The sequence below is a fragment of the Massilia sp. LC238 genome (genome assembly GCF_000735635.1).
Classification (GTDB): domain Bacteria; phylum Pseudomonadota; class Gammaproteobacteria; order Burkholderiales; family Burkholderiaceae_D; genus Telluria; species Telluria varians.
In genome coordinates, this window is sequence record NZ_JNNN01000037.1 from 1 (window position 1) to 22,714 (window position 22,714).

29 protein-coding genes are annotated in these 22,714 nt (G+C 58.8%); 20 read left to right on the forward strand and 9 right to left on the reverse strand.

Annotated features, from left to right (window positions below):
• Positions 1-109: 109 nt before the first annotated feature.
• Positions 110-391, reverse strand: a complete 282-nt coding sequence (locus FG94_RS08700) for a hypothetical protein (RefSeq protein WP_036209921.1) — start codon at positions 389-391, stop codon at positions 110-112.
• Between the two features lie 324 nt (positions 392-715).
• On the opposite strand from FG94_RS08700, the gene FG94_RS08705 reads away from it, so the two are divergent.
• On the forward strand, positions 716-1,168 hold the full coding sequence (locus FG94_RS08705) for a hypothetical protein (RefSeq protein ID WP_036209924.1): 453 nt from the start codon (positions 716-718) through the stop codon (positions 1,166-1,168).
• A 379-nt stretch (positions 1,169-1,547) separates the two neighbouring features.
• Positions 1,548-2,201, forward strand: a complete 654-nt coding sequence (locus FG94_RS08710) for an ERCC4 domain-containing protein (RefSeq protein WP_051996354.1) — start codon at positions 1,548-1,550, stop codon at positions 2,199-2,201.
• Positions 2,202-2,298: 97 nt separating this feature from the next.
• Here FG94_RS08710 and FG94_RS25920 read toward each other — a convergent pair whose 3' ends face one another.
• A complete protein-coding gene (locus tag FG94_RS25920) occupies positions 2,299-2,865 on the reverse strand; it encodes a hypothetical protein (protein WP_051996355.1) in 567 nt (188 codons plus the stop codon).
• 320 nt (positions 2,866-3,185) lie between these two features.
• Here FG94_RS25920 and FG94_RS08720 point away from each other — a divergent pair, with 320 nt between their 5' ends.
• From FG94_RS08720 to parM, 8 genes are all read left to right on the forward strand, one after another.
• A complete protein-coding gene (locus FG94_RS08720) occupies positions 3,186-3,749 on the forward strand; it encodes a hypothetical protein (protein WP_036209926.1) in 564 nt (187 codons plus the stop codon).
• Between the two features lie 137 nt (positions 3,750-3,886).
• On the forward strand, positions 3,887-4,045 hold the full coding sequence (locus FG94_RS27635; RefSeq protein ID WP_161783955.1) for a hypothetical protein: 159 nt from the start codon (positions 3,887-3,889) through the stop codon (positions 4,043-4,045).
• Positions 4,045-4,392: a hypothetical protein gene (locus FG94_RS08725; RefSeq protein WP_036209929.1), complete on the forward strand. Its 348-nt coding sequence runs from the start codon at positions 4,045-4,047 to the stop codon at positions 4,390-4,392. The genes FG94_RS27635 and FG94_RS08725 overlap by 1 nt, the downstream gene beginning before the upstream one ends.
• Before the next feature lie 157 nt (positions 4,393-4,549).
• Positions 4,550-4,843, forward strand: a complete 294-nt coding sequence (locus tag FG94_RS08730; RefSeq protein WP_036209932.1) for a hypothetical protein — start codon at positions 4,550-4,552, stop codon at positions 4,841-4,843.
• Positions 4,844-4,897: 54 nt separating this feature from the next.
• Positions 4,898-5,245, forward strand: coding sequence for a hypothetical protein (locus FG94_RS08735; RefSeq protein ID WP_036209935.1), 348 nt, complete (start codon positions 4,898-4,900; stop codon positions 5,243-5,245).
• 9 nt (positions 5,246-5,254) lie between these two features.
• A complete protein-coding gene (locus FG94_RS08740) occupies positions 5,255-5,719 on the forward strand; it encodes a hypothetical protein (RefSeq protein ID WP_036209937.1) in 465 nt (154 codons plus the stop codon).
• 154 nt (positions 5,720-5,873) lie between these two features.
• Positions 5,874-7,034 carry an RNA ligase family protein gene (locus tag FG94_RS25925; RefSeq protein WP_051996356.1) on the forward strand — a complete coding sequence of 387 codons (1,161 nt, stop codon included), beginning with the start codon at positions 5,874-5,876 and terminating at the stop codon, positions 7,032-7,034.
• A gap of 419 nt (positions 7,035-7,453) precedes the next feature.
• Positions 7,454-8,608, forward strand: coding sequence for a ParM/StbA family protein (parM, locus tag FG94_RS08750; RefSeq protein WP_036209940.1), 1,155 nt, complete (start codon positions 7,454-7,456; stop codon positions 8,606-8,608).
• A gap of 832 nt (positions 8,609-9,440) precedes the next feature.
• Here the strand turns inward: parM and FG94_RS08760 are convergent.
• From FG94_RS08760 to FG94_RS08780, 6 genes are all read right to left on the reverse strand, one after another.
• Positions 9,441-10,496, reverse strand: coding sequence for a hypothetical protein (locus FG94_RS08760; protein ID WP_036209945.1), 1,056 nt, complete (start codon positions 10,494-10,496; stop codon positions 9,441-9,443).
• 235 nt (positions 10,497-10,731) lie between these two features.
• Complete coding sequence (locus FG94_RS27210; RefSeq protein WP_152570908.1) at positions 10,732-11,088, reverse strand: hypothetical protein; 357 nt, start codon at positions 11,086-11,088, stop codon at positions 10,732-10,734.
• Positions 11,085-12,125 (reverse strand): ParB/RepB/Spo0J family partition protein, encoded by a 1,041-nt coding sequence (locus FG94_RS08765; RefSeq protein WP_081925881.1) that lies wholly within the window; start codon positions 12,123-12,125, stop codon positions 11,085-11,087. Before FG94_RS08765 ends, FG94_RS27210 begins: the two co-directional genes overlap by 4 nt.
• Entirely contained in the window at positions 12,122-13,198 is a 1,077-nt protein-coding gene (locus FG94_RS08770; protein ID WP_051996357.1) for a ParA family protein, read from the reverse strand. The genes FG94_RS08765 and FG94_RS08770 overlap by 4 nt, the downstream gene beginning before the upstream one ends.
• 299 nt (positions 13,199-13,497) lie before the next feature.
• On the reverse strand, positions 13,498-14,373 hold the full coding sequence (locus FG94_RS08775) for a hypothetical protein (protein WP_036209950.1): 876 nt from the start codon (positions 14,371-14,373) through the stop codon (positions 13,498-13,500).
• A complete protein-coding gene (locus tag FG94_RS08780; RefSeq protein WP_036209952.1) occupies positions 14,370-15,371 on the reverse strand; it encodes a tyrosine-type recombinase/integrase in 1,002 nt (333 codons plus the stop codon). The genes FG94_RS08775 and FG94_RS08780 overlap by 4 nt, the downstream gene beginning before the upstream one ends.
• Before the next feature lie 447 nt (positions 15,372-15,818).
• Here FG94_RS08780 and FG94_RS08785 point away from each other — a divergent pair, with 447 nt between their 5' ends.
• From FG94_RS08785 to FG94_RS08795, 3 genes are all read left to right on the forward strand, one after another.
• Positions 15,819-16,214, forward strand: a complete 396-nt coding sequence (locus FG94_RS08785) for a hypothetical protein (RefSeq protein ID WP_036209955.1) — start codon at positions 15,819-15,821, stop codon at positions 16,212-16,214.
• 29 nt (positions 16,215-16,243) lie between these two features.
• Entirely contained in the window at positions 16,244-16,762 is a 519-nt protein-coding gene (locus FG94_RS08790) for a hypothetical protein (protein ID WP_152570910.1), read from the forward strand.
• Between the two features lie 326 nt (positions 16,763-17,088).
• Complete coding sequence (locus FG94_RS08795; protein WP_036209961.1) at positions 17,089-17,355, forward strand: hypothetical protein; 267 nt, start codon at positions 17,089-17,091, stop codon at positions 17,353-17,355.
• On the opposite strand, the gene FG94_RS08800 is transcribed toward FG94_RS08795, so the two are convergent.
• Positions 17,356-17,610, reverse strand: a complete 255-nt coding sequence (locus FG94_RS08800) for a hypothetical protein (RefSeq protein ID WP_036209964.1) — start codon at positions 17,608-17,610, stop codon at positions 17,356-17,358.
• A gap of 154 nt (positions 17,611-17,764) precedes the next feature.
• On the opposite strand from FG94_RS08800, the gene FG94_RS27215 reads away from it, so the two are divergent.
• From FG94_RS27215 to FG94_RS08830, 7 genes are all read left to right on the forward strand, one after another.
• Entirely contained in the window at positions 17,765-18,457 is a 693-nt protein-coding gene (locus tag FG94_RS27215) for a hypothetical protein (protein ID WP_152570911.1), read from the forward strand.
• Between the two features lie 223 nt (positions 18,458-18,680).
• Positions 18,681-18,845, forward strand: coding sequence for a hypothetical protein (locus FG94_RS27640; RefSeq protein ID WP_161783956.1), 165 nt, complete (start codon positions 18,681-18,683; stop codon positions 18,843-18,845).
• Between the two features lie 137 nt (positions 18,846-18,982).
• A complete protein-coding gene (locus FG94_RS08810; protein ID WP_152570912.1) occupies positions 18,983-20,278 on the forward strand; it encodes a hypothetical protein in 1,296 nt (431 codons plus the stop codon).
• Positions 20,279-20,346: 68 nt separating this feature from the next.
• Positions 20,347-20,835, forward strand: a complete 489-nt coding sequence (locus FG94_RS08815; RefSeq protein ID WP_036209970.1) for a hypothetical protein — start codon at positions 20,347-20,349, stop codon at positions 20,833-20,835.
• A gap of 30 nt (positions 20,836-20,865) precedes the next feature.
• Complete coding sequence (locus tag FG94_RS08820) at positions 20,866-21,462, forward strand: hypothetical protein (RefSeq protein WP_036209973.1); 597 nt, start codon at positions 20,866-20,868, stop codon at positions 21,460-21,462.
• Positions 21,463-21,656: 194 nt separating this feature from the next.
• Positions 21,657-22,139 (forward strand): hypothetical protein, encoded by a 483-nt coding sequence (locus tag FG94_RS27870; RefSeq protein ID WP_200879962.1) that lies wholly within the window; start codon positions 21,657-21,659, stop codon positions 22,137-22,139.
• An 80-nt stretch (positions 22,140-22,219) separates the two neighbouring features.
• Positions 22,220-22,612 (forward strand): hypothetical protein, encoded by a 393-nt coding sequence (locus FG94_RS08830; RefSeq protein WP_051996358.1) that lies wholly within the window; start codon positions 22,220-22,222, stop codon positions 22,610-22,612.
• Positions 22,613-22,714 lie beyond the last annotated feature (102 nt).

A 22,714-nucleotide genomic window follows, 5' to 3' on the forward strand; every position in this document is an offset into this window, starting at 1 on the left:
TGGCGTGGCTGGACTGCTGGGTTCGACAGGATTGCTGATTTGATGCTTTCGGCTGTGCATGTTGGGGACCTACCGTTGTACTCTAAATTAATCGGGTAGGTGTCTCAAGTTATATTGGCACAGGGGGATCGCGCATGCTGTCGAGAATCTCGTCTGGAATGTCGTCGTCGTATGGCCCGGGAGTGCCGGCCTGTGTCAGGACTTGTTGAACCTCATGCCTTCCTGAGTATCCGCACGCGAGCGCGAATGCGTCTTGGGTTTTTTGTAGAGGCAGCTCGAGCACCAAAGACAATTTCTTGGCACGGCGGTTGAAGTCGAGAATGTCTGCCGGGCGGAACTTCGCCCAGGCGCGTAGAGGTTCGGGCAGTTCGCCCAACTTATAGGTGCTCATCACGGTTCTCCGTTGTACCGCTTGGTCAAGTTTCGAAGTCCTCCACGCCTGGTGCCGGATTGCCGGGTCATGAGGATTCGAAGCGTCCTTGCGGCACGATTGAGAATGCGTGTCGTCAGGATTACTGCTGGTGCTGCTGGTTCTACATATCGCTCCTGAACTCAGGTTCTGCACGCTACTCGACAAGCGAGCTCCGACGTCAACGAGGGCGTTCCCGTAGCCGGAATTATATGTTGTCTTCTGCCAGCACAGCCGGGAATTTCCGCTACACCTGATAAGAGATGAGGGACGCTATTTCAGTGGCCTGCTTTTTAGGAGATAGACATGCCGGAGAACTTTAATCCTGTACGCGACGCCCAGCCGGGGCCATATGTTCAAAGTCTCTTGAGTTTCCTCGAGGAGCATACAGCCGGACCGAACTTCAAGCTCTACGACTGGCTCCGGACTCTTGACTTCGACATGCTCGCGGCGACAGACAGCCTTATGTGCAGTATCTTCGATATCCTCATTAGTCGAGCGACGCTCACTGCACCGGTACGGGACTTTATCGACGCAGCCTGTCTGGCAGCTGGTGCTGAACGCCCGGCAGCATCACCGGAATCGATCGTAGATCAACTTGCGCAGCTTCTTGAACAGTTCAACAATGCCACGCACACCGAGCTCGATGCACGTGCGGGGTATGTAATCGTCACCGAGCGGATCGGCATCTGGCCAAGCGAGCAAAGAGGCTACCAGGTCACCCAGCGAGGTCGAGCAGAGGCCCAAATGAGTGACTAGCTCAGTGTGAAGGTGCCCTCTGGCTCGCGTTAGTTAAGAAGGCGGCCGGCGCTGCGGACAGGCGTTGCAAGAAGCCTGAAAGTGCGATGCCCGGCGCCTTCCAACTGCACGGGTGGTATGCGCGAAGCGTTCCATATAGAGGCTCTAGCCGGAAGCGGGTGGGTCATCGTTACGGGGCGAATGAGCATCTAGCCGGGTAATCAGGGGCGGTATCAGGTGAGACAGCGGGGTCGGACCGAGGGGGAGGCCGTGAATTGCCCTCGAACACGCGCACTGCTGGGCATGCTGCCAAAGCCGAGGCCTGCGTCAACGCCCCAAAATTGACAAGCTAACAAGCTGGCCAGATACTGTCTGAGTACATAACGACAGACAGAATCTCATGACCATTAAAATCGTAGCCGACATGCGGGAGTCGAGGTCCACAATCATCGCGCTGCTGCAGCGCATGCCGGGCTACGAAATAGCTGTACAGGAGCTGGACTGCGGCGACTACCTGTTGCACGGCGATTTTCCAGTAGAGCGCAAGGCAGCGGTCGACTTCGTGGCCAGCATCCAGGACAGGCGCCTTTTCGAGCAGCTCGCGAAGATGAAGGCTGAGTATGGTCGCGCCACGTTCATTATCGAGGGCGATGTGTATGGCACTCGCAGCCAGATGAAGCCCGAAGCCATTTGCGGTGCTATCTCTTACCTGACCGCGATCGAGGACGCGCGGGTGCTGACGACCCGAAATGCGGCCGACAGTGCCACGCTCATGGCTACCCTAGCACGCCATTTGCAGGAGGGGATTTCGTATGATGTGCCCCTGCGCGCGAACAAACCCAAGGATCTTCGTGTGCAGGCCCAGTTCGTAGTGGAAGGGTTCGTTGGTGTCGGCCCTGGGGCCGCAAAGTCACTTTTGAATCACTTCGGCACGATCGACGCGCTGGTGCAAGCGGACGTCGCGCAGCTGCGCAAGGTGCCAGGAATAGGGGAAAAGACCGCCAAGCAAATTCGCACAATACTGGAAACCGACTATCGAACCCTGGCAGGGTAGCAGCGCGCAACTGCAACATCGGAACCCAAAAGATTTAACTCTGTTGTCAACTCGACATTACATTTTCTAATGTCGAGTTGGCGATCGGTGTAGGTTCTCAGCGTCCACGTGATCGAATAAGGTCAGACAATACCACCGGCTTGCCGCCAGGGACGCCGGCAAGCTGCTGCAGGTCTGCGGCTTCGTCCAGCGCGCACTCGACCGGAAACACCGACGCGCCGTTAGCGAGAAGCCATATCGTTCGCGTGATACCGTCCGTAAAACCCAACCATGGAAGACCCTTCTGGGCGATGATCACCTCCTTCGTAAAAAACAGAAAGTGTCGGCGCTTTTCGATCAGGTCGCTCGTAGAGCGGCCGCAACTTACTTCCGCTAACGGGACCGGATTTTCCGCTCCGCTTGCGAACCCATCTTCAGCCCACTTGTACTTGTAGTCGCTTGGCCACGATGTGGGGTCGCCCAATGCGATATCGCGATGCGAGCTAAGTGGCTGCCGCCACAGTGCTAGAAATCGCGCAGCGACGACCTCGACAATAGCCTTCCGGTCAGCGTTATAGTTAGGCCGTTCAGCGCGCATAAACACGTCGCCCCTCTTGGCCGTCGGGATGCGAAAAACCGCACATTGCTGAAAGTAGATTTCACGATTCTCAGAAAATGTTTGCATGTATTTTATCGATCAGGTTTCAAGAAATTGGCACCATTCAGCGCCCTCTCCGATCGATTGTAGCCACGACTTGGGCACTCGCAAGCTAACGCCGCCAGCCCATCCGTAAGCGAACTTCTTGCTCGACCGCAAGAAAAGTGCCATACTTCGCTGTCGCCATGCGGCATATTTGTTCCCGAAACCCCGCAAATTCCATCCAACGCGTACTTCCGCGTGTCGGCCATCACCTAGCAGTCACCAACTCGTCCGAGCGTTGCTCCAGCGAGTCGTTCACCGGCTCCCCACTTTTTATCGTCGAACATCGACATGAGGGAGAACCCATGCACAGCATCCATGAAACCGCGATTCAAGCGGCACAGCAGCCTGCCCTGGCTGCGCCACAAACCCCAGAGCTTGTCGAGCAGGCAAGTAGCGAACTCAGCCTGGCCGATAAGCTCGGCATCCAGTACGTCACTTCGTTTCCGTTTGCGCCGGACGCCCGGGTTGCCGGGTATCTGATCAAAGCCGACATCGGGCCGACCAGCTACGGCTTCCTGTACGGCACGGACCTACCACCAGGTCGGAACTTCGTTACCTTCGAAGCCATCGGTGTGGACTCACGCGGAGGCTACGACATGGTGCGCGCCGCGGCTGGCGTCGCCTACGTCATTGTGACCTATGCCTCCCACGCTCGTGAGCGCGGCCTGAGTCACTTGAAGGATCACATCGGGGCCAACCCTGACCACTACGCGGCGCGTTCGCTCATCCTGGCCAACCCGTGGCCACATACGCAAGAAATGATCGACCAGCTCGAAGCTGGCTGGAAGCGTCGCCTCGCGCCTGCACAGGCCGAGCAACGCATCGAAACGCTCCATAAGGCTCTGGCCGAAGTGAAGCGTGTCTAACGCAACCCCGCGCTGACTGGTCACCCAGTCAGCGCCCTTCCCTTCTTCTACCGGTTCACCGACTCAACGAGTTCCGTGAGCCTTTTGGCTCCTTCCATTTGTCACGCCGACCTCGGCATCTATTGGAAAGAGACACTATGAAACGACACACGATGGCCACCCTGAAAGCATTCCTGCTCGGCATGCGCGAATTCCGCAGCGACTTCACGACCAACTGTCCTGGTGAAGAAGAAGCGTATGACTGGGGCCGGGAAATCGCGCACCGCCTGACGCTGCGCCGCTTCGAACGCGCCTGATGGAGATCCATAAATCCGGCTTAGGCAGCACTGCCTGGCGCTTCGACGAGCCCGACGCACCGGGATTGTTCGCCCTGGTGTACGACGCCCGAGCCATGACGATCGCAGATAAACCTGAGACTGACCGGCTGACCTTCGTGCTATTTGAAGAAAGCGTCAACAACCCTGTCGGCGATATCGAAATCGATGGCCGGGCTGGACTGAATCTCTGGTACCAGACCCATGTTGGCCACGCACCAGATAAGGAACCTGACGGGCTTCTCCCGATCATGGAGCTCATCGAGAATGTCGCCGCGCACTTGCTGCTGCGGTACTTCGAAGGAGGGCTTCGGCCAGATGAAGAATAACCCTGCAAAGTAACTTGAGCGATCAGGACGTCCACGAAAGTGGGCGTCCTGATGAGTCCCCTTCCCTCCCCTTTCGGTTCACGACATCCGCGATGTCGCAAGCCCTCCCCGGCCGCGCCATTTAGACGCCGATCCTCGGCAATGACTGGAGCGCTTCATGACTGCAACTTCCACGCAACACCAATCCAACGACGCACAGCAGCAACACAACCTCGCTTTCGACCAGGCTGCCAGCGAAGCGTGCGCGAATTCCCCAAACCGTGACCGCATCGATACCAGTTTGCTCGCGGCGAAGCTGTATGCCGCCCGTAGTGCGGACGAAACCATGCTCCCGCAGACGATCTTCCGCACGCCCGATACGTCCGGCTGGTGGCATACCCACTGCCACGCGCGGGTACTGGAAAAGGCCGAGGTCTTCGCCACCGTTCTGCCCGCCCGCTACTTCCAATAAACCTGCAATCGGGGGATCGCTTTCGATCCCCTTCCCATCATCTAGGAGAAGCACATGCAAAACACACCGCCAGCCGACAACGCGCTGGTTGCAGACACGCCGCTTTATGCTCGCGAATTCCCTGGCTTTGAACTCGACTTCAAGCTGCCGGAAGGGTTCGAAGACTCGTCGTGGCACAACAATGAAACGCCCTCCTTCGACAAGGTGCAGCCGGACGGAACGATCCTGAAATTGTGGGTCGATTACGCCGACCGCAGTAAGTCGACTCTGCCTGAGGACGAACCGTACTTCCGTTTCTCGCTCGCGCGCTATAGCGCGGACCAGGACTGGATCGGCCAACTCGCGTTCGCCAGCACGCCTCAAGAGGCGCTGGATATGGTCGCGATGTATGACGGCGTTTAGGAGGTGACGATGAGCCACGGTTTCACTGCAATTCGCGCGGATCACGTAGGCGGCCACGTCGCCATGGCGTCGGTTCCCTATGTTCCGCACTGGGCTGTACCAGTTGCAGCCAGAAAGCGATTCCAGCCTTGGGCCTGCACCTTCCATACGGGCGATAGCGCCCCGAGCCAGTTCATAGCATTCGGAGGCCAAGCCGGAATGATCGACGCCGTGTACGCCCTTCTAGGGCCTCTGCTGCTCAGGATGCACGGTGGTCTCGTTGAGACGTTGGCCGAGCGGGTGGAATTTGACCTCGACAACACCCCGTTGCAGAGCGCACGGCTGGCGCTGGTCGCCGACGCGCTCGAGGCCTTCATCGCTTCACCATCATTCGTCGTCGACTGCTACCTGGTCGGCGCAGATCCCCACAAGGCGCGGCTCCACCTGGAGACTATGCGAACATCCGTCAAGAACCATCGAAGCCTCGTGCTTTGAGGGTCTAAACAAGCACATGCGTCCGGCCTACAGGCTGGACGCCCTCCCCTGCTGCTCTCCCTGGAACAGCACCACGGTTTACCTCACCTCGTGAGGCAAGCCCGTACGGCACTCCATTTATCCCGCCGGCTTCCGGCATTAACCTGGAACGTACATGAACAATCAAACGGTAGCGAAAGTCACCCTGCACAACAACACCGGCAACAGCGACAAGATCTACGAATGCGTGGTGGTCCGCTCGGGCGACCTTTACCTGGTCAACACGCAGAACGGTCGCCGTGGCGGCTCGATGACCCCACGGACCAAAACGAAGACCCCAGTCTCGCTCGAGGCCGCGATGAAAATCTTCGACGGCCTTGTGAAAGAGAAGAAGGCAGACAACTACTATGTGCTTGAAGGCGACAACGCTGTAGCTACACCGGCCGCCTCCAACGACCCAACTGGCGCCTTCCATCAACCCCAGCTGCTGAACGATATCGATCGTGATGCAGCGCTGGCGCTGATCGAAGACGACGACTGGGTGATGGAAGAAAAGATGGACGGCAAGCGTATCGCCGTGGCCATCAGCCCATCCGAGGTTCGCATCTCCAACAAGTCGGCCAGGGCATGCAGCATGCCAGCGTCGATCGTAACTGCAATCCAGTCGCTGACAAGCGTTGAGTATTTTGGGCCTGTACTGTACGTTGAAGCAGATGGCGAGCTGGTCGGCGGGAAGTACCATGTGTTCGACATCTTTGCGATCGACGGTTCGGACTTGCGGCATTTGCCATATGAGACTCGCGCAGCGCATTACGCCAAGCTGATCAAGCGGAACAAGGCGCTCGCTGGAGGTAATAGCGTGCTCGACGCCATCGAGGCCGTGGAAACCTTTTACGGGACCGCGGCTAAGCGTGCGGCATTCGAGCGCATCGAAGGCAGGAATGGCGAAGGCGTGGTGTTCAAGCGCCGCGATATGGTGTACGCGCCTGGACGTCCAAACAGCGGCGGGCCGGCGCTCAAGTTCAAGTTCAAGGAAAGCTCGACCGCGATTTGCCTGGGCGACAGCAGCGACGGAAAGCGCAGCATCAGGCTGGGTCTGTTGTCAAGCGAAGGCGAGATGGTCAACGTCGGGAAGGTAACTGTCCCGCCGAATCAACCTGTTCCGCAGCCGAATGATCTTGTGGAAGTCCAGTACCTCTATAAGTACCAGGATGGTGCCCTCTTCCAGCCAGTGCTACTCGGCATCAGGGACGACCAAAATCGTTCAGACTGCACTCTCGCTCAAGTGAAGCGCATCAAGACGAAAGTCGACTCCGACATGGACGACGACAAGTAACTCAAGCAAGGGCCGGACACGAAAGTAGCTTTCGTGTCCGGCGCACCCGCCACCGCGGCGGGTATCTGGCCTCTGCGGTCATAGCTATTCGCAGCATGTTGCACCGCTCAGTCCTTCCGGACTGAGCACCTCCCCTCGGATTCCCTTCGCCAGCCGATCGACCACCCTGCTCTATTGCCTCACTGCCTTAGCGCAGCCCGACGGTGCACGTTCTCACGTGATCATGACGCACAGCTACGGTCACCGGGCACCGTCCCAATGGTCTCACTAAGTCCCGCTAAGTCCCGATTAGGCCCGAATAGACCCGGAACGACCCTTAAAGACCTTGAAAGACCCTCCGTTTTGCGATAAAGTTTGCGCGTAGTCAATATCGTTATCCGCGCACGTAGGCGGCAATCTTCATCACGAGGGATCGGCACATGGGCAACAATTCGCAGAAAGAAACGCAACTGGTAGTCGGGCTTGACGATGGCCACGACACGAACAAGGTATGTTACGGCTGGGACGATACCGCCAAGAGCTGGCGCTACGGGTACCACAAGTCCCGTGCGGTCGAAGGTCTCCAGCAGGTGATGTCGATGGGCAGTGCCGACACCGCCGGCGGCGCATACGAAACGGCTGGAAAACGCTTCACCGTTGCCGGGTCTCAAAACCTCCTGCAGGCCCTGGATACTCGTATGGCTGGGTATCCCCTGTCCGATCTGAACCGGACTCTCGTCACGCACTCACTGGCCGCGTGCGGCTTGGGCGACACTCCGGTCTACCTGATCACCGGCCTGCCGGTCGACCAGTATTACAAGAACGGGGCCCCGAACCAAGAGCTGATCGCGAAGAAGATCGACAGCCTGGCCACTCCCGTTGCCCGTATTGGAAAAGGCCCATCGCTGGCCCTGATCGGCGGCCAGAGCGTCGTGAGCGAAGCAACCGCAGCGTTCTATGACGCCCTCATCCAGCACGACGGTGAATACGATGCCGGGATCGAGGCAATCATCACACGCCGCCCTGTGGCGGTCATGGACCTGGGTGGTAAGACCACTGATCTGGTTGTGGTTGCCGAGAACGTCAGCTCGGTCTACAAAGATCAGAGCGGCACAAAGGACATCGGCGTCCTCCAACTGCTCGACCAGGTGGCCGAACAGATCAAGTCCGAGTTCGGCCTGAATGACAACCCGCCGCTGCCATATGTCGAAGAAGCCTGCCGCACGAAGAAGTACGAGCTGTTCGGCGAGAACGTCGATGTCTCCCATATCGTCGTGACCGCGTGCGAAGCGTACCTGGACAGGGTGAAGAACTTCTTCGTCTCCAAGCTGCGTGACGGTTCAACTGTCGGCGCCGTGATCTTCGTTGGCGGCGGCACGGCCCTCATTAAAAGCGCATTGGGCGATGATGCGTTCGCATGCATCTACAAGGGCAAGCGTTTCATTGCCAAAGACCCGGAATTCGCAAACGCACGCGGCATGTGGAAGTTCGGGATGTACGTTCTGGATCCGGCAGAGCGTACAATTCAGGTCCCGGCCGCAACGAAAGGCGCGCAACCAAAGGCTGCGCGTGCCAGCACGGTCGAACCTGTTTAAGAGGATGAGTTAATGGCGAAGGGTGATCCGAAAAGCGTGACGGTACAGTACAAGGTGCATCTCAAGCCGACTGAGATCGGACGGCTCGTGATCGAGAGGTTGGCGCGTCCACATCTCGACGTAAGTCCCGAGCTGCGCCGCTTCATCGAACTCGGATACGCGGCCGAACGGGCAGGGTTCATCCTTGACGGTACGGTCCTTCGCCACGCTGGACGCGCATGGGAAACTCAACCGGACGTTACCGTTCAGCCACAGCCCGAGGCCGCCCCCCCCGATGCTAAACCTGCTGGCGCACCTGAGCGTTCGCCGGCTCCACGGGTGCGGAAAGCTGATTCCGACACAGCAGAACCTGGTGGGAATCAGGTCCAGCCTAACGCGGCGTCCGAGATCTCAGAAGTTACTACGACCACCACTCCGTCATTGAAAGATAAGCTGCGTGGACTATCAGGATGACGTCTATTGCAGATGCACACAGGGCGGCCTACGGGCCGCTTTTTTGTTCGGGTTCCACTGCGGCGCCGTTCGTGCGAAAAATTCATATTATGAATTTTTGAGTCCGTGGCCAGTGTGGAGTTGGTCGCCCCCCGAGATACACATGGGAAAATTCATAATATGAATTTTTTGGCACGCAGCACGCTGGCGTTGGTGTGGCGGCCAGGATGCAGGTCGACGTTCATAATATGAATTTTTGGCACGGGACTGTTGCCAACTGCGCACAGGCTAGGCCTGGCCTATGCTCACGATCGACACGATTAGCGAACCCGTTTGGTACCGGCCAAGCTCGTCGCTAGCACGACTACTGACAGCAGATACATCCCGTGGATTTCTGGAATCAAACCTCCACGAGGTTGCCAGCAGCGACGCCCTTGTACAGTCCTTCCATGTGACAGGCCGGATACGTTTCGCGTACTGCACCGCGAGTGACTTCTGCGAAGCCGTCGTAGAATCGAACGGTCATGTCGCGGCTGACATGCCGGAACGTCTTGAACCGGCATGCATTGGCGATAGCCGCTAAGCGGTCGCTAGCGGCGATTGAAGACGCATTTGGCTGCATCTTCATGCCACTAGGCTGTCGCGCCGTAGGGCGCGATTCAACGCTTCCAGCAGCGTTCTTCAGCTTACGCGCTACATACGCAAAATCATCCCCAGAGTTCAGCAAGGAACGCAGATACTTCACGGCTCGGCCACCAGTGATTCCAGAGTTCACCAAGAGGTGACGTTTTGCGATCCAGACGTCCTGGAGGCGTTGGCCAACTTGCTTTGCTAAAGCCATCAACGAGAAGATGCCGAAGAGATCGATGCCGAGTTCCCGCTGCAATGGCCGGAGATCGGCTGGTAGGCCTTTTGGTTTTTCAGCTTCGTTGTTAAAAGAAGCTTCTTTTTTAGAAAGGCAGTTGTTAACCCCTATACCGTGAGACATTTCGGTCTCTGATTCAGCTGCAGGGCTGGCTTTTGCTGGAGGTGGCGCCGGCGGATCTTCGGCGTCCGACGACGGTCCCTGATCATCGACAATTGGCAGCCCGATAAGCTGACGCAGCGGCGTTGCGACCAGGTAGCGCCTGGCTGAGAACTTGCCCCAGCGGTTACGACCGTCGTGGAGTGGGTCTGGATCGAACCAGCCGCAGTCGAGGCAGAGCGAGATCGTACGCGTCACTGTTTTCGTGCTAACGCCTAGTTCGGACGCCACCTTCTGCACGCTGACGCTGATCTCCTTCGCTGGCTTCCGAATCCGGGTCCTCGCCACCAGGTCAATAAACACCCGCATGAATGACTTGGTAAGCCGTGCGCGGATATCGGGGTGAGTCTCAGCTCGAAGAAGATAAGGGCGTATTGGGGCAGGGTACTCCGCATACGCGCTAAGCATGTCGTTATAGGTGAGCTTAAGCATGCGAACCTCCACTTAGGTGTCCACATACCAGTGCTTTTGGAAATACGGGGTCCTCCGAAGGGACCGGATAGTTAAAAATCAAGCGCACAGCCGCTCCTGTGGTGCTTTGCACCGCAAAAGTGTTTGACTACCGTGCTGGAGGGGGCTAAGATGAAGTTCTCTAGGCGTCACCTTAGTCCACACTGCAAGCGCGGGACTAGAAAAGAAAAACCCCAGCTCAGCTGGGGTTTTTTATTTAGCTCATCACATTCCGAGCTCCTTTGTTTGTTGAAGGCGTTCCGGTCTTCTGGGCGCGAGTCGGGCCCGATCGCATTACATTCGGTTCAGGTAATTGCGAGTTCGAAAAATTCATAATATGAATTTCTTGCGGCCTGTTCTGATCGGAGACAAGAAAATTCATAATATGAACGTGCTTCTGAGCAAAAGCCTCAAGTGCGTTCATATTATGAATTTTTTTGTAAGCTGCCAAAGTCGTGCGGGCAGCACGAATCACCAGGCGCTGACGCGATTGTCTAAAAGAAAACGAAAAAGCCCTACCGACTGCCGGCATCGGCAGGGTAGGGCACGTATATTCGGTGTGCTTAGGGGTCATTGGGTGGCGCCACCGGTTTCGTCAGCTGCTGAGCTGCTCACTTCTTTGGCCTGAACTTCAAGCCATGCCTGGAGGTGCTTTTCGAACGCTGCAATATCCAGATCAGGCACCTTGCAGTTCACGACGACCGAGCGCTGATCGGCGCTGATTTTCGTCGTGAAAATTAGCCGACGTCCGTTCGTGATCAGGTTTGGTTCCGCGCCCCCGCGCTCAGCCTGCCCTTTGATCGCCTGGAGCACCCACGACTTCAAAGAGTTTTGGGCGGCGCCTTCCGTCAGGCGCTGCACGCCACGCTCGATGTCGGCGAGGTTGTCTGGGTAGTCGGCACAAAGTTTTTTGATCACCGCACCAGTTTGATACCCGAACAGGTCAGGCTTAGCGTCCAGCATCCGGACGATCTTCGGTGGAAGTTTCAGCATATCCAGGCAACCGCTAACCTTCACGGTGCTCTGCCCAAAGTAACTTGCAACTTCACGCTGCGTTTTGCACAAGCCCTCCTTGAGTGCTGTTGCGAACATCAAGGCATACTCGTAATCGGCGAGGCCGACGCTTCCGACAGCTAACAGCAAGGTTTTCGCTTGCGCTTCTCGATCGGTCAATTCCTCTACATACGCGTCGATCTCCGTCCAGCCTAGCGAACGCGCAGCGCGAATACGACGGTGTCCACTGATGAGCTCGTACTTTCCGTTGACCATACGGACCTTGATCGGGTCCGCATGAGCCGCCGTATCCATCGTTTCAGCCAGGCGATCGATTTCCTCGGGGTCGTACTTGAGGCGAGGCTGATACGGAGAGTCGACAATATCTGCTACAGGAATCTTACGCGCATCTTCACGTGCGGCCGCAGGGCGATCCGCACTGCGCGATGGGGAAGGGGCGCCATCATGCGAAGGTTCGTCGCGAGTCGGCAAATCAACAACCGACGGCGCCGCCGCTGGCCGTGCGGCTACCAACGGCTTGCGCTGGTCTTCGCCGTCTCGAGCTGCGACCTTCCCCGCAGCGACCAGGCCGCTAACTTTAATACCCGCACGAGTCATGCGGCCCTCCCTACGCTTGCGAGGGGAGCCAGGCTGTTGACGTCTGCGAGCTTGATGTCGTACATGCGGATAAGCGACTTGGTAAGGTCCAGCACGTCGCGAGCGCCGACCGAGTTTGGCTCTTTCTCAAGCACCGGGCCGTTGTTCTTCTCATCGAACGCATCGTTCTGACGAACGAAGCCGATGAAGTCGCGCACGATCGTGTCGTTAATCTGGGTAGGATAGGTGCTGACCAGCTTCGACAACGCGTCGTTGTGAGGCTTCTTCGTCTGATTATAGCGGTTGACGATGACGTGATAGTCGAGGTTGAGACCAGCATCAGCGAAAGCCGAGTTCAGTTCGTGGACGTTCGAGTCCAAGATCTCGAGGGCCTTGGTACTTGGGCCCTCGGGCACAACAACCGCCAGCAAAGTCTTGCACGCAGTCATTAGCGTATTCGTCAGCAGCGAGGTCGACGGTGCCGAGTCGATAAGGATGACGTCGTACTGTGCGAAGACTTCGACATAGCGTTTGAGCAGCCGCGAGAAAACGAACTCGCGATTTGTCGCGCCCATCAACCAGGAGTCGGTGTCCGCGAGCGTGATGTCGGCAGGGATAATGTCCAACATGCCGCCAGCGTAGATAGGCCAAATCGCAGCCTTGACATCGACGAAGTCCTTTTCCTTTTTCTCGTTCCGGTTCATCAAATCACCGATATGGGTGATGCTTTCCGAAACCCAGTCGATGCCAAACAGACCAGTCAGAGACGCCTGCGGGTCGCCATCGATCATCAAGACCTTGTGGCCCATCATCGCAAGGGCCGAGGCGACATTTCCACAGATGGTGGTCTTCCCCGTGCCACCTTTAGCCATACGAAAATTCAGGATCGGCGGGACAGTCTTTTCCCGCGATGAATCTTCAGAAAGCGACAGCATACTCATCCGAATCCGGCGAATGTCCTCCGCGGTATAGATGCGATGGTACTGGCCCTTGTCGGCGACGTTGTACTTCTCCCTGAATGCCTTGGGCGAACCGGTAAAGCCGCACAACTCTTGTGCCAAGCGGGCCTTCACGCCGAATGCGCGAGCAGACATGAAACCTCCTGAATATAGTGTCAACTCATCATACAGCCGGCAAGGGAACATTGCAAACGAAAACCAAGGAAAATGTACCGAGCGGCCATCAATGTGATTACGGGTGAATGTCGATGCGGGAGGTAGGATTGCGCTTGGCCGTCGCAGAAGTGACGGGAAGCGCGACGAAAAAAGGAAGGTATCACCTCCTGACCAAGCGTTCTGTTCAAATACTGACAAAAAAACGCGACTATTCGTGCGGCGGGGCGTACACGAGCGGAGCCGTGGCCGCTTGTAGCTTTACGGCCACACCGCGCGCTTCAACGAATGGAAGTCATGGACGCCATCCGTGCAACGAGCGAACGGATATCCGCGATTTGTAGATGTGGTTCATTGGCGAGCATTTGCCGATAGAGCAGGGCGACGATCTGGATGGTGTCCACCGCTCGGAGCGGCAGCGCCACCGCTGGACGGCCGCGCTGGAATACGCGCACGAAGTAGTGCGAGTCCTGGAAGTCGATGTGAAGGGACTTGTCGTGCGCGCGGCCGTGGCCATCGAACTTCACGCTCGGGATCAGGTTCTCGAACAGGGCCAGGCACAGGTACGCCTCCTGCACCGTCAACTGGACGATGATCTTGTTCCGCCAGTCGAATTCCCGGCGAGCGCCGCCACCACCCAGCGCCAGCGCCCCTTCGATCTGGATCGTGTGCTGGTTAGTCGAGCGTGTGCGCGCCTCGCTCACACACAGCGCCGCCGAGCTGCCGAATATCTTGAAGCTGTAGTAGGGCGGCTCGACTGGTGCGGCCGGTGCCGGTGTTGGCGCCGCGGTGCGGGTGGCCACCTGCAGTCCAGCGCCCTGGAGGTAAGCGACAGCCCGGGCCCGGTTGGCGGGGTTTGCATTCGCAGACTGGATGGTGTCGAACGGCGTCGATCCGTCGCGCTTGCCGGCTGCGATCAGCGCAGCCAGGTCGAACCGGAAGCCCAGCTGCTCGACCGTGCCGCGCACGGCTGGCGCCAGCGCGTGCACGACGGCGGCCAGCTGCTCGCGGCGTCCAGTCTCGCCGGCAGCGAACCATTTCAGATCGTCCGCAAACGCTTTCCCCTCGGCGGTGCCGACCAGGTGCCGCAGCTGCTCGCTGGTGACGGATGGCAGCCGTGCGGCGGCGAGTGTTTCGAGGATGGTGGACAGCTTCATTGCGGATCGTCTTTGATGCGGGTGAACTTGTAGTCGGCGGCGGAACGCTCGAGCGCCAGGCCGAGCACGTCCTTCAACTCGTCGGGTCTGGCGCCGGCGTCCAATTGTGCCTTCGCGAACGTGTTGCGCAAGGTGCGACCGCCAGCCCGGGAAGTGTCCAGGCCTGCGCGGGCGAACGTCGCTTTGATCTGCTTGTAGACCGTTTTCTTCGTCATCTTCGCGCCCTCGAGGTTGGCCGGGAAAACGAAGTCGCCCTTCATGGCCAACTCCAGCACCATCCGACTGCGCTCGTCCAGCCACGGCCGCAGCTCGGCCACGCCTTCGCGGGGCAGGGGAGCGATGTGCTCATAGCTGGTGTCGTGCTTTTCTTCTGGCGTGATGGTCAGGTCGATCGAGCCGTCCAGCGCCACCTGGTTGCCGACCTCGTGCACGAGAAGTCCGATCGCCTCAGACACGGTAAGGCCTGCCCGGGCGATCACGACCTGCATCGCCCGGTCGCGCCGGTGATTCCAGCCGGAGAATTGGACGACGCGCTTGCCCCGCGGTGGATCCGCCGGCAGCGCGTCGAAGAACCGCTGCAGCTGCTCGGGGGAGAGTGCCCGGCCGGGATCGTCCTTCGGCAGTTCCGCTCGGTCCTGGGCCAGAATTGCCTGCTTCGCTGGATTGGGGGTGATGCCCAAGTGCTGGTAGCAGCGTTCCAGCAGGCGCAGGTAGCGGTACCCGATCTTGCTGTTCAGGACCGGCTTGCCGCCATCGACGCGGCTGACGAAGCGCACCAGGTCGCCGGAGGTTACGGTCGTGAGCGTCTTCCCCTGCTCGGTGATCCAAGCCACGACGTTGGCGAACATGAAGACGTACGTCTTGGCCGACTCCTTCGACACGGACTTGAGCGTGCCGTCGGCGCGCAGGCGCTGGGCGGTTTTCGCAAAAGAGTCGGTGACGACGAATTCCTTGAAGGCCTGGACCGGGTCGGTGTCCCACGAAGTCAGGTTTTTCATGAGGGGGAAAGGAGCGTGGAGTTGTCGCCAAGTATAGCATATTGGGTAACTAACCCACCTGTGCTTAGCGCTACCCCAAGGGTGTTCTACCGCCGCCGTCTCCGGTGGGGGCCGGGGACTCTCTCTGCTCTCTTTTTGCTCTTTTTGCTCTCTAGGCTCTTTTAGCACTGGGGCCGGTCGAGCCGCCACGGACGTTCGGACGTAGAGCAGCCCGAGGCGTATCTGGAGGGAATGGTTGGGTCGTCTAACGGTGGATTAGTTACCCATATTGCAGCGTGCTGCCCTGCTCTATATGGAGGGCGAGCGAATATTGCCCGGGTCGGTCTTGGTCAGTGGGATGAATGGGGAGGGAAATGCGGCACGATTCGTTAGGCCGCTGGCAGGGGGCGCTTCCATACTCTCGGCTTTGGTTTCTACGGCGTCGTGCGACGTCGACCTGGAGCGCCTATGTTGAAACGAAGACAGGCAGCGGACATCGCTGCCGAGATTGCCGCAGCGATTCGGCTGCACCGGTTGAGTCCTTCCGCAGCTGGTCGCCACCGGCGGCTCAGCATCTACTATCAGTGCGATGAGATTCGATCGCTTTCGCCGGACATGCACGGGGAAATTTACAGCCAGGCGCTGGCCAACCTCCGCGGCACGCACGCCTACAATCAACTTCTTGTTGCCGCGCTAATCTCGGTGGCGGCTGTATGCCTGCTCACCCCTATGGACTTCGCGAGCACGCTCGCCCTGGCCGCCATTACCTTGGCTACCTGCACAGCGACTCTGCTTTTCTGCGTCGTATATCTGCGCCGGGCTATGAAGCTCATCGCAGCTGAACTGGCGAAGCTGGGGTGCTGATGGCCACGCTCTCACACCGAAGGCACTACATGCGTAGGCCGGTCCTGCTGACCGGCGCCATCTTCGCCGTCCTGGCCGGCCTGCTGCTGCTCAACCATTACGGTGCGCGGTTCGTTTTCGATCATGCTGCTGCCTATCAGGGCGCCGGAAGCTGCCTGGTGCTGGTCTGCTCGCCCTACGTCTTGCTGCGCATGAAGCGGTCGCAGGTGTTCGCGGCTGAGTTCGGCCGGCGCTACCCGACGTCTTGGCTCCGCCGCTGGGTAGCCATGCCGCTGTCGGCAGTCGCGATCGTCGCGGCGCTTGTTGCTGCCCCGCTCGGCTGGCTTTTTGCGGTGGCGGCATGGGCCGGTGGCGACGCCGAGAGGGTAGGGGCAGTGGCGCTCGAGGTCGAGCCTGCGGTTGAGCGTAAAGGCTGCAATCAGCCAGCAGTGTTGGAATTAGAGTCAGTTGAGAAGGAAACCTGCCTCGATAACCTGAATCCGCCCCGGTCGTGCGCGCTGGCCAGCAGCTCGGCGTCGGGATCGAGCGCTTCTCGTTCGGCTTCTTGATCCTATCGATCGCGCCGAAGGGCAGGGAAGAACGGCCAACGATGGACACGGCGTCCATCGGCCAAGAACAATAGGCCGTTGATTTCTAGGAGATTTTGAGATCCGGCCTGCAAAAACGAAACCCTGTTTTTGCCGTTCGCGAGGCGCGCAACTCAACGCAGTTAATGCTAGACACCAAAGATAAGTTGCTGTAAATTAACGCTGTCGGCCTCCGGCATATTTGTACCCCTGCAGAAAAGCTCCTTTGTCTATGCCCTGCATTGACAAGTGACGCTGCCACTTACTCCTTTTTTAACCCGCCATGCGGAATTTATTAGGAGTAGTGTATGAAAACCATCTTGAACCAATCGGCAATCGCAGCTCACCAGGCCATCCTGGATCAACCACAAGACGGTCAGCGCTACTCCCTCTACCCGGTCCATGAGCTCGAGTTTTGGCAGCGCCTGTTCGCCTTCGCAAAAAACCCCGCCACCGCCCAGCAAGTGCTGGACGAAATTGGCGAGATCGAAAATGAACCTTGCATCGAGAATGATCGCGTCTTCCGCAACGTGCAGCAAGCACGGAAGATGGCAAAGCTCGCTTTGCTGAACTGATCAGTGCAGGTCAAGCACTAAGCATTTGGCGACAGGAACCTGGGAACCCAGGGTCTTGTCGGCCATTGCCAACGCCATGTTGGCCACGTCCACAAAGCCCTTGGCCTTCGCCAGAGGGTCTGTCTCCCGCATCGTCTCGCTGAACAGCCTTACGATGTTTTCCTCGTTCGGCGTGGTCGTGTCGAGATCGATTCCCATCTGCTCCGCCCACCGCGCGTAAGCCTCGTCGCCCATCGCGTTCAAATCTGCTGCCATATAGTTCCCTCAAGTAATAATGTCCCCATTGTAGGCGCCCGTCAGCGCCGCGCAAGTCTCCTTCTCGCATCTCACGTATCTGCCCTGCGCAAGCGCAGATCCTTCTCAGGACACCTCTTTCTATTGCCGCCCTGCGGCATTTACTGGAGGTTCTATGTACCCAACAAACCCAGTCGCCTCTAAAGGGCTGGCTGTGGTCCTGCAGGCAAACATCTTCGGCGGTGTCGATGAAATTCCTATCAACCCACCGAAAGCCAGCAAGGCAACGCCACCTGGCCCGGCACCGCTGCACGACGCTCCTGCGTCGCCAGCAAAAGCTGTCAAGCCTGTCAAACCTGGACTGGTCAACCAGCCCAAGCCAACCCTCTCGGCTTCCGCGCAAGCGCTGCCGGCCGCCGACGAGCTGCTTGTCGATCCCGACGAGCCTATCTCAGTGGATCTGGAAGCAATCGAGGCGAGCGACACGCCGGAAACCATCCTGGCAAAGCGCATGTTCCTGCGAATGATGTGGGACATCGAGGGCAAGTCCGAAGACGTCGAGCCTGACCTGTTCGGGCAAACTTCCATCGCCAGCGACAAGACCAGCCAGTCGGACCTGAACAGGCTTGACGCGCTGATCTGGCTCTACAGCCTCAATCCAGACGGAGGCCTCGTAACCATCGAGTGGGTGTGCGATGTGCTCGGGTTCGACCCGCACCGCGTGCGCCGCATCGTGGGGCGCAGCCTTCGCAAGGAGCTCAAGCGCCTGGTGCACCTTCTATCCACGATCGTCGGCGCCCAGCATGCGCAGGTATGCGAAGACAAGATCTCCGACTACCTCGACATCTCCAACTGGAGCTTTAACTGAAACAGGCGTCCTGCCCCAAACCCGGACCTACCCACCCCATCCCCCTGAAAGCTACCCATGACCACGATCCTCTCGGCGTTGTTCGCCCAAGCTCCCGGCCTGGCCGACTCGTTCAACGACATCTTCAAAGCAGCGCCAGCTGCGCCCTCGGCGCCTCCGATCCCAGCGCCTCTGCCAACGCCAACCGACGTGTGGCCAACCACCTTTTAAGCGAGTTCATACCATGCAAGCATACGGACACAAACGCAGCTACCGCATCGAAGCCGACGCAATCCACGCTGGCCAGCCCGAGCCGCGCAAGCAAGCCCCGAAAGGCTGCGACAGCGCACGTCGCAAAGCTGCCCGCCAGGCCGCGCGCAGCGACATCAAAACGGCGATCTTCCACTGATCCGCTGACTTTCGAATTCACGGCCGCCCCCAACCGGGGCGGCGGCAGCACCCAACGTTCATCCGTGCCACCTGCATCGATGAGCCTTCGCGCTCTCCCCATTTACACGCCGAGCTTCGGCATATTTGGGAGAATCTATGTTGAAAATCCTGCACGCCTCGGACCTGCACTACTCCCCAGGCAATCTGGTTGAAGCGGATCGATGCTTCGGCCATGCAGTTGAACAGGCAATCGCCCAGAACGTCGCTGTTGCGATGATCACGGGCGACTCTACAGACCACGCGCTGGACGGCCACTCGCCGGCATTGCTGGCGCTGGCAAAACGCATCAAGCAGCTGGCGGATCACTGCCCGGTGTTCCTGCTGCAGGGGACCTTCTCGCACGAGCCGGTTGGCCTGCTCAAGATGCTGGAGATGATCGGTGCGCGTCATCCGATTATCGTTTCGGACAAGATCGGCATGATCGGTCTGTCGGAAGGGAAGTGGCTTGAATACGACCCGACCTACACCGACGTGAAATACGACCTGGTTATTACCAGCGTGCCGACCGTGAACAAGGCTGAACTGGCCTTGGTCGTCGGCGCCGACAACGCAAGTGTCGAAATGGGGAATCACATCGCGGCGCTTCTCGGGCTGTTCGGACCAGCTAATGCTGCGCTGCGCCGCCGAGGTATTCCCACGGTACTTGCAAGTCACGGCACCGTCGACGGTTCGCTCAACGAAAACGGCGTGCCGATGGCAGGCCTCGACCACGAGTTCTCGATTGGTGCGCTGTTCTCGGCCAACACCTGCGCGACGATGCTCGGCCACATTCACATGCACCAGCAATGGACGCGTGAACATGATGGTCGCACGCAGCGCATCGCGTATCCGGGCTCGATCGGGCGCTATCACTATGGGGAGCTGGGGGAGAAATACTGCCTCATCTGGGAAGTCTCAGCCGACACGGCCGACTTCACCCCGGTGCAAACGCCGTCGAAACGCATGATCGAGATCGCCTTCGAAGGGGTGCCGAACCTGGAGCAGCTGGCCACCGTCGCGGAGCAGTGCCGCGGTGCCTTTGTTCGGGTCAAGTACTCGGTCGATGAAGAGTTCGTGAAGACCGTCGATCGGCAAGCCATCAAGCAGATCCTGGGCACGGCCGCCGAAGTCAAGATCGAGGGCGAAGTGCTCACGATCCAGCGCCAGCGCTGCGCCGGCATCTCGACGCTAACCTCGGTCGAGGAACGCTTCATGAAATGGTGCGATTTCACGAGCACGCCAAAAGATGGATTGGCCGAACGGCTCTCCATGCTACAGACGATGGCGCCGGAAGATATCGCAAGCGCCTTCGCCCTCACAAACAAACGCCCCGGGCTCCCGGCACCTGAACCATCAGGCCAGCCAGCCCCAGCAATCCAGCCGGAACCGGAACTCGAAGATATCGGGTTCTAGAACCTCACCCCAATGCAATTTATGACGCGGCCGCCTCGAGCGGCCGTTCGTTCATCAGGAGAAAAATTATGGTAACGCACCGACTTACGTTTGAACACGAAATCGACGCCGATAGCCCGGAAGATGCGGCTCTCAAGCTGGCCAGCCTTCTGCGAAGCGGCAAGCTGGCGCCAACGGTGATAGTCGATGTCGCGGGCGGCAAGGTTGCAGTCGAAACCGAAGAGGGCAACGAAAGCGTCATCCGCGACGACCGCAAGCGCATCGGCCCTGTGGTCATGCGCCGAGAGGGCCCGACCGGTGTGATGACCTCGCCCATCATGGCCGAGTTCTGCGAACACGACAGCATCGACAGCAGATCCGATCTCGAGCAGATCGACGGTAAGTGGTTGCGTCTGCGGGGTTTTGGCCCCGAAGCCTACTACGTGATGGTCGACGCGGACGGAACTGAAAGTGAGCCGTTCGCGGTCATCACGGTCAACCGCCTGTTCGCGTCGAACGACACGCATCCGTCCACGCATCTCGCGCTGGCCGCCTACGCACAAAACGCACAACACTAAAAGCCGCACTGCGGCATCTACGAGGAAATCATGATCCAAGCAATTATCGAAGCATTCAAGCGCGAGATCGCCAAGTACAACCTGGAGTTGCTGCAGCGCCACCCGAAGGATCTGGAAATCGACATGGCGATGCTGGAACGCTTCGCCACGCCGGGACTGAAATATGCCTGGATGGTCGGCGATAGCCACACCCACGCGGCGCCACTCGGCATCCATCAGACGCTCAACGAGCTTCCGACCTACGTGACGCGGCTCGCCAACAACGACCGCTTCTACCTGCTGTCGGTCGGTAACGGCCCGGAGCAGTTCACCCTGAAAGAAGTGGATCGCGTAGCGTTCGCAGCGTTGGTCAATACGCCGATTCCTTACCGGATGGTCGGACCGATTGATTCGTTCTGGCTGTACCGAAACGAGTCGCGCGTCGGCACCTGTGTCATCACCCGCGAGGGAACGTTTGAAAAGCCGATCTACAAAATCGCGCTCACGCCGATGGCTGGCATCAGCAAGATCGATCGCGAAGCCCTGCAGGAATGGGGGCAGCAAGCGGTGACCAAGAAAGCTGGCTCGCTCTTCGCATACAGCCGGGTTGAATGGCTGGAACCGATCACGCTGGCGCTCGCCGCCTAAAACACGCCACCCGACACCTCTCCCTCATGGGATTGGTGCTCGGGCGTCGTCTTCAAAGTTACTTGCTTTTCGATGCCGCGCATCGATGAGCACAGCTCAAGCTTTTTCCCCGCCGGCTCTCGGCATCCATCCCACGCCTCGCGCGTTTCCCATCCTGCAACTCGCCGTTCTACGGCAGAAACTTGGAGCAACTCATGTTCGACAAAAACGACATCGACCTCATCGCTGCTGTTATTGGCATGCTCACTACGATCTTCACCGCGCTCGCTGGCCACGCAATCATGGGTCGCAAGCGGCTGCAAGAACAACTGGACATCGCTCATGCGGACATCGCCTATCTGCTCGCCGTTGAGCAGGCGCATTGCGAGAAACACAAAGAGCTCAACCGTGCCAGTTTCAAGCTCCGCATCCGCAAGGAAGTGAACGCGTCGGGCCTGGCCTGGAGCGGCCGCTTCACTCCGGGGCGGGTTCGCTCGAACCGTGGTGGCCGCGCACTGTCGACGACGATCAGCGCACGCGTCATCGTGCTGACGAAGTTGGTCTTGCGCGCCGTGCTGCATGCGATCGCCTACCTGGTGGACCGCGTGCCGCGTTGGTTCGACGTGGCCTTGGTCACCGTCGAGAACGGCGTCACGAAAACGCTCGCTGACCGCCTCGCCGCAATGCGTAAGGCCTGATAGTCCTGCAACAGATTGACCCTGCAACGGCCCGCCTCGCGCGGGCCGATTTCATTCACCGTACTCACGGAAACAACAAGATGAACAACGCCCTTCAACTCGCAGCGCCCGCCGGCGCAACCCTGCAAACCGCAGCACCTGCCGTTGAGCCGCCGGTCGAGATCTTCGACCGTTATGCGGACTCGATCATCGGCTGCTACGCGCACCAATACGATGCCGTGGAAGTTCATGGCGTGCGCAATTTCGCATCCGGTACCGACAACGGAACCTGCTACGAAATCGACAACATCACACCGACGTCGTTCTCGGTCTATGTCCACCTGAAAGAGGGCGGCCTGGACTGCGTCGGCGACTTCGGCAAGTACGACGATGCCGTCCAGTACGGCGCTGAAGTGAGTGCCGGATACGGGTGGCCTGTACGGAACTACGTGCTCGACCAGCATCGCATTACTCGCTTCCCGAAACTGCAATAAGCCGCCCACCCGCCGACGCCATGTCGGCGGGTGCAGCGGTCTTCCCTTGATTTGATGCAATAAGCTGCTATCATGGCGCTGTCGCCCTGCGGCATTGTTGTA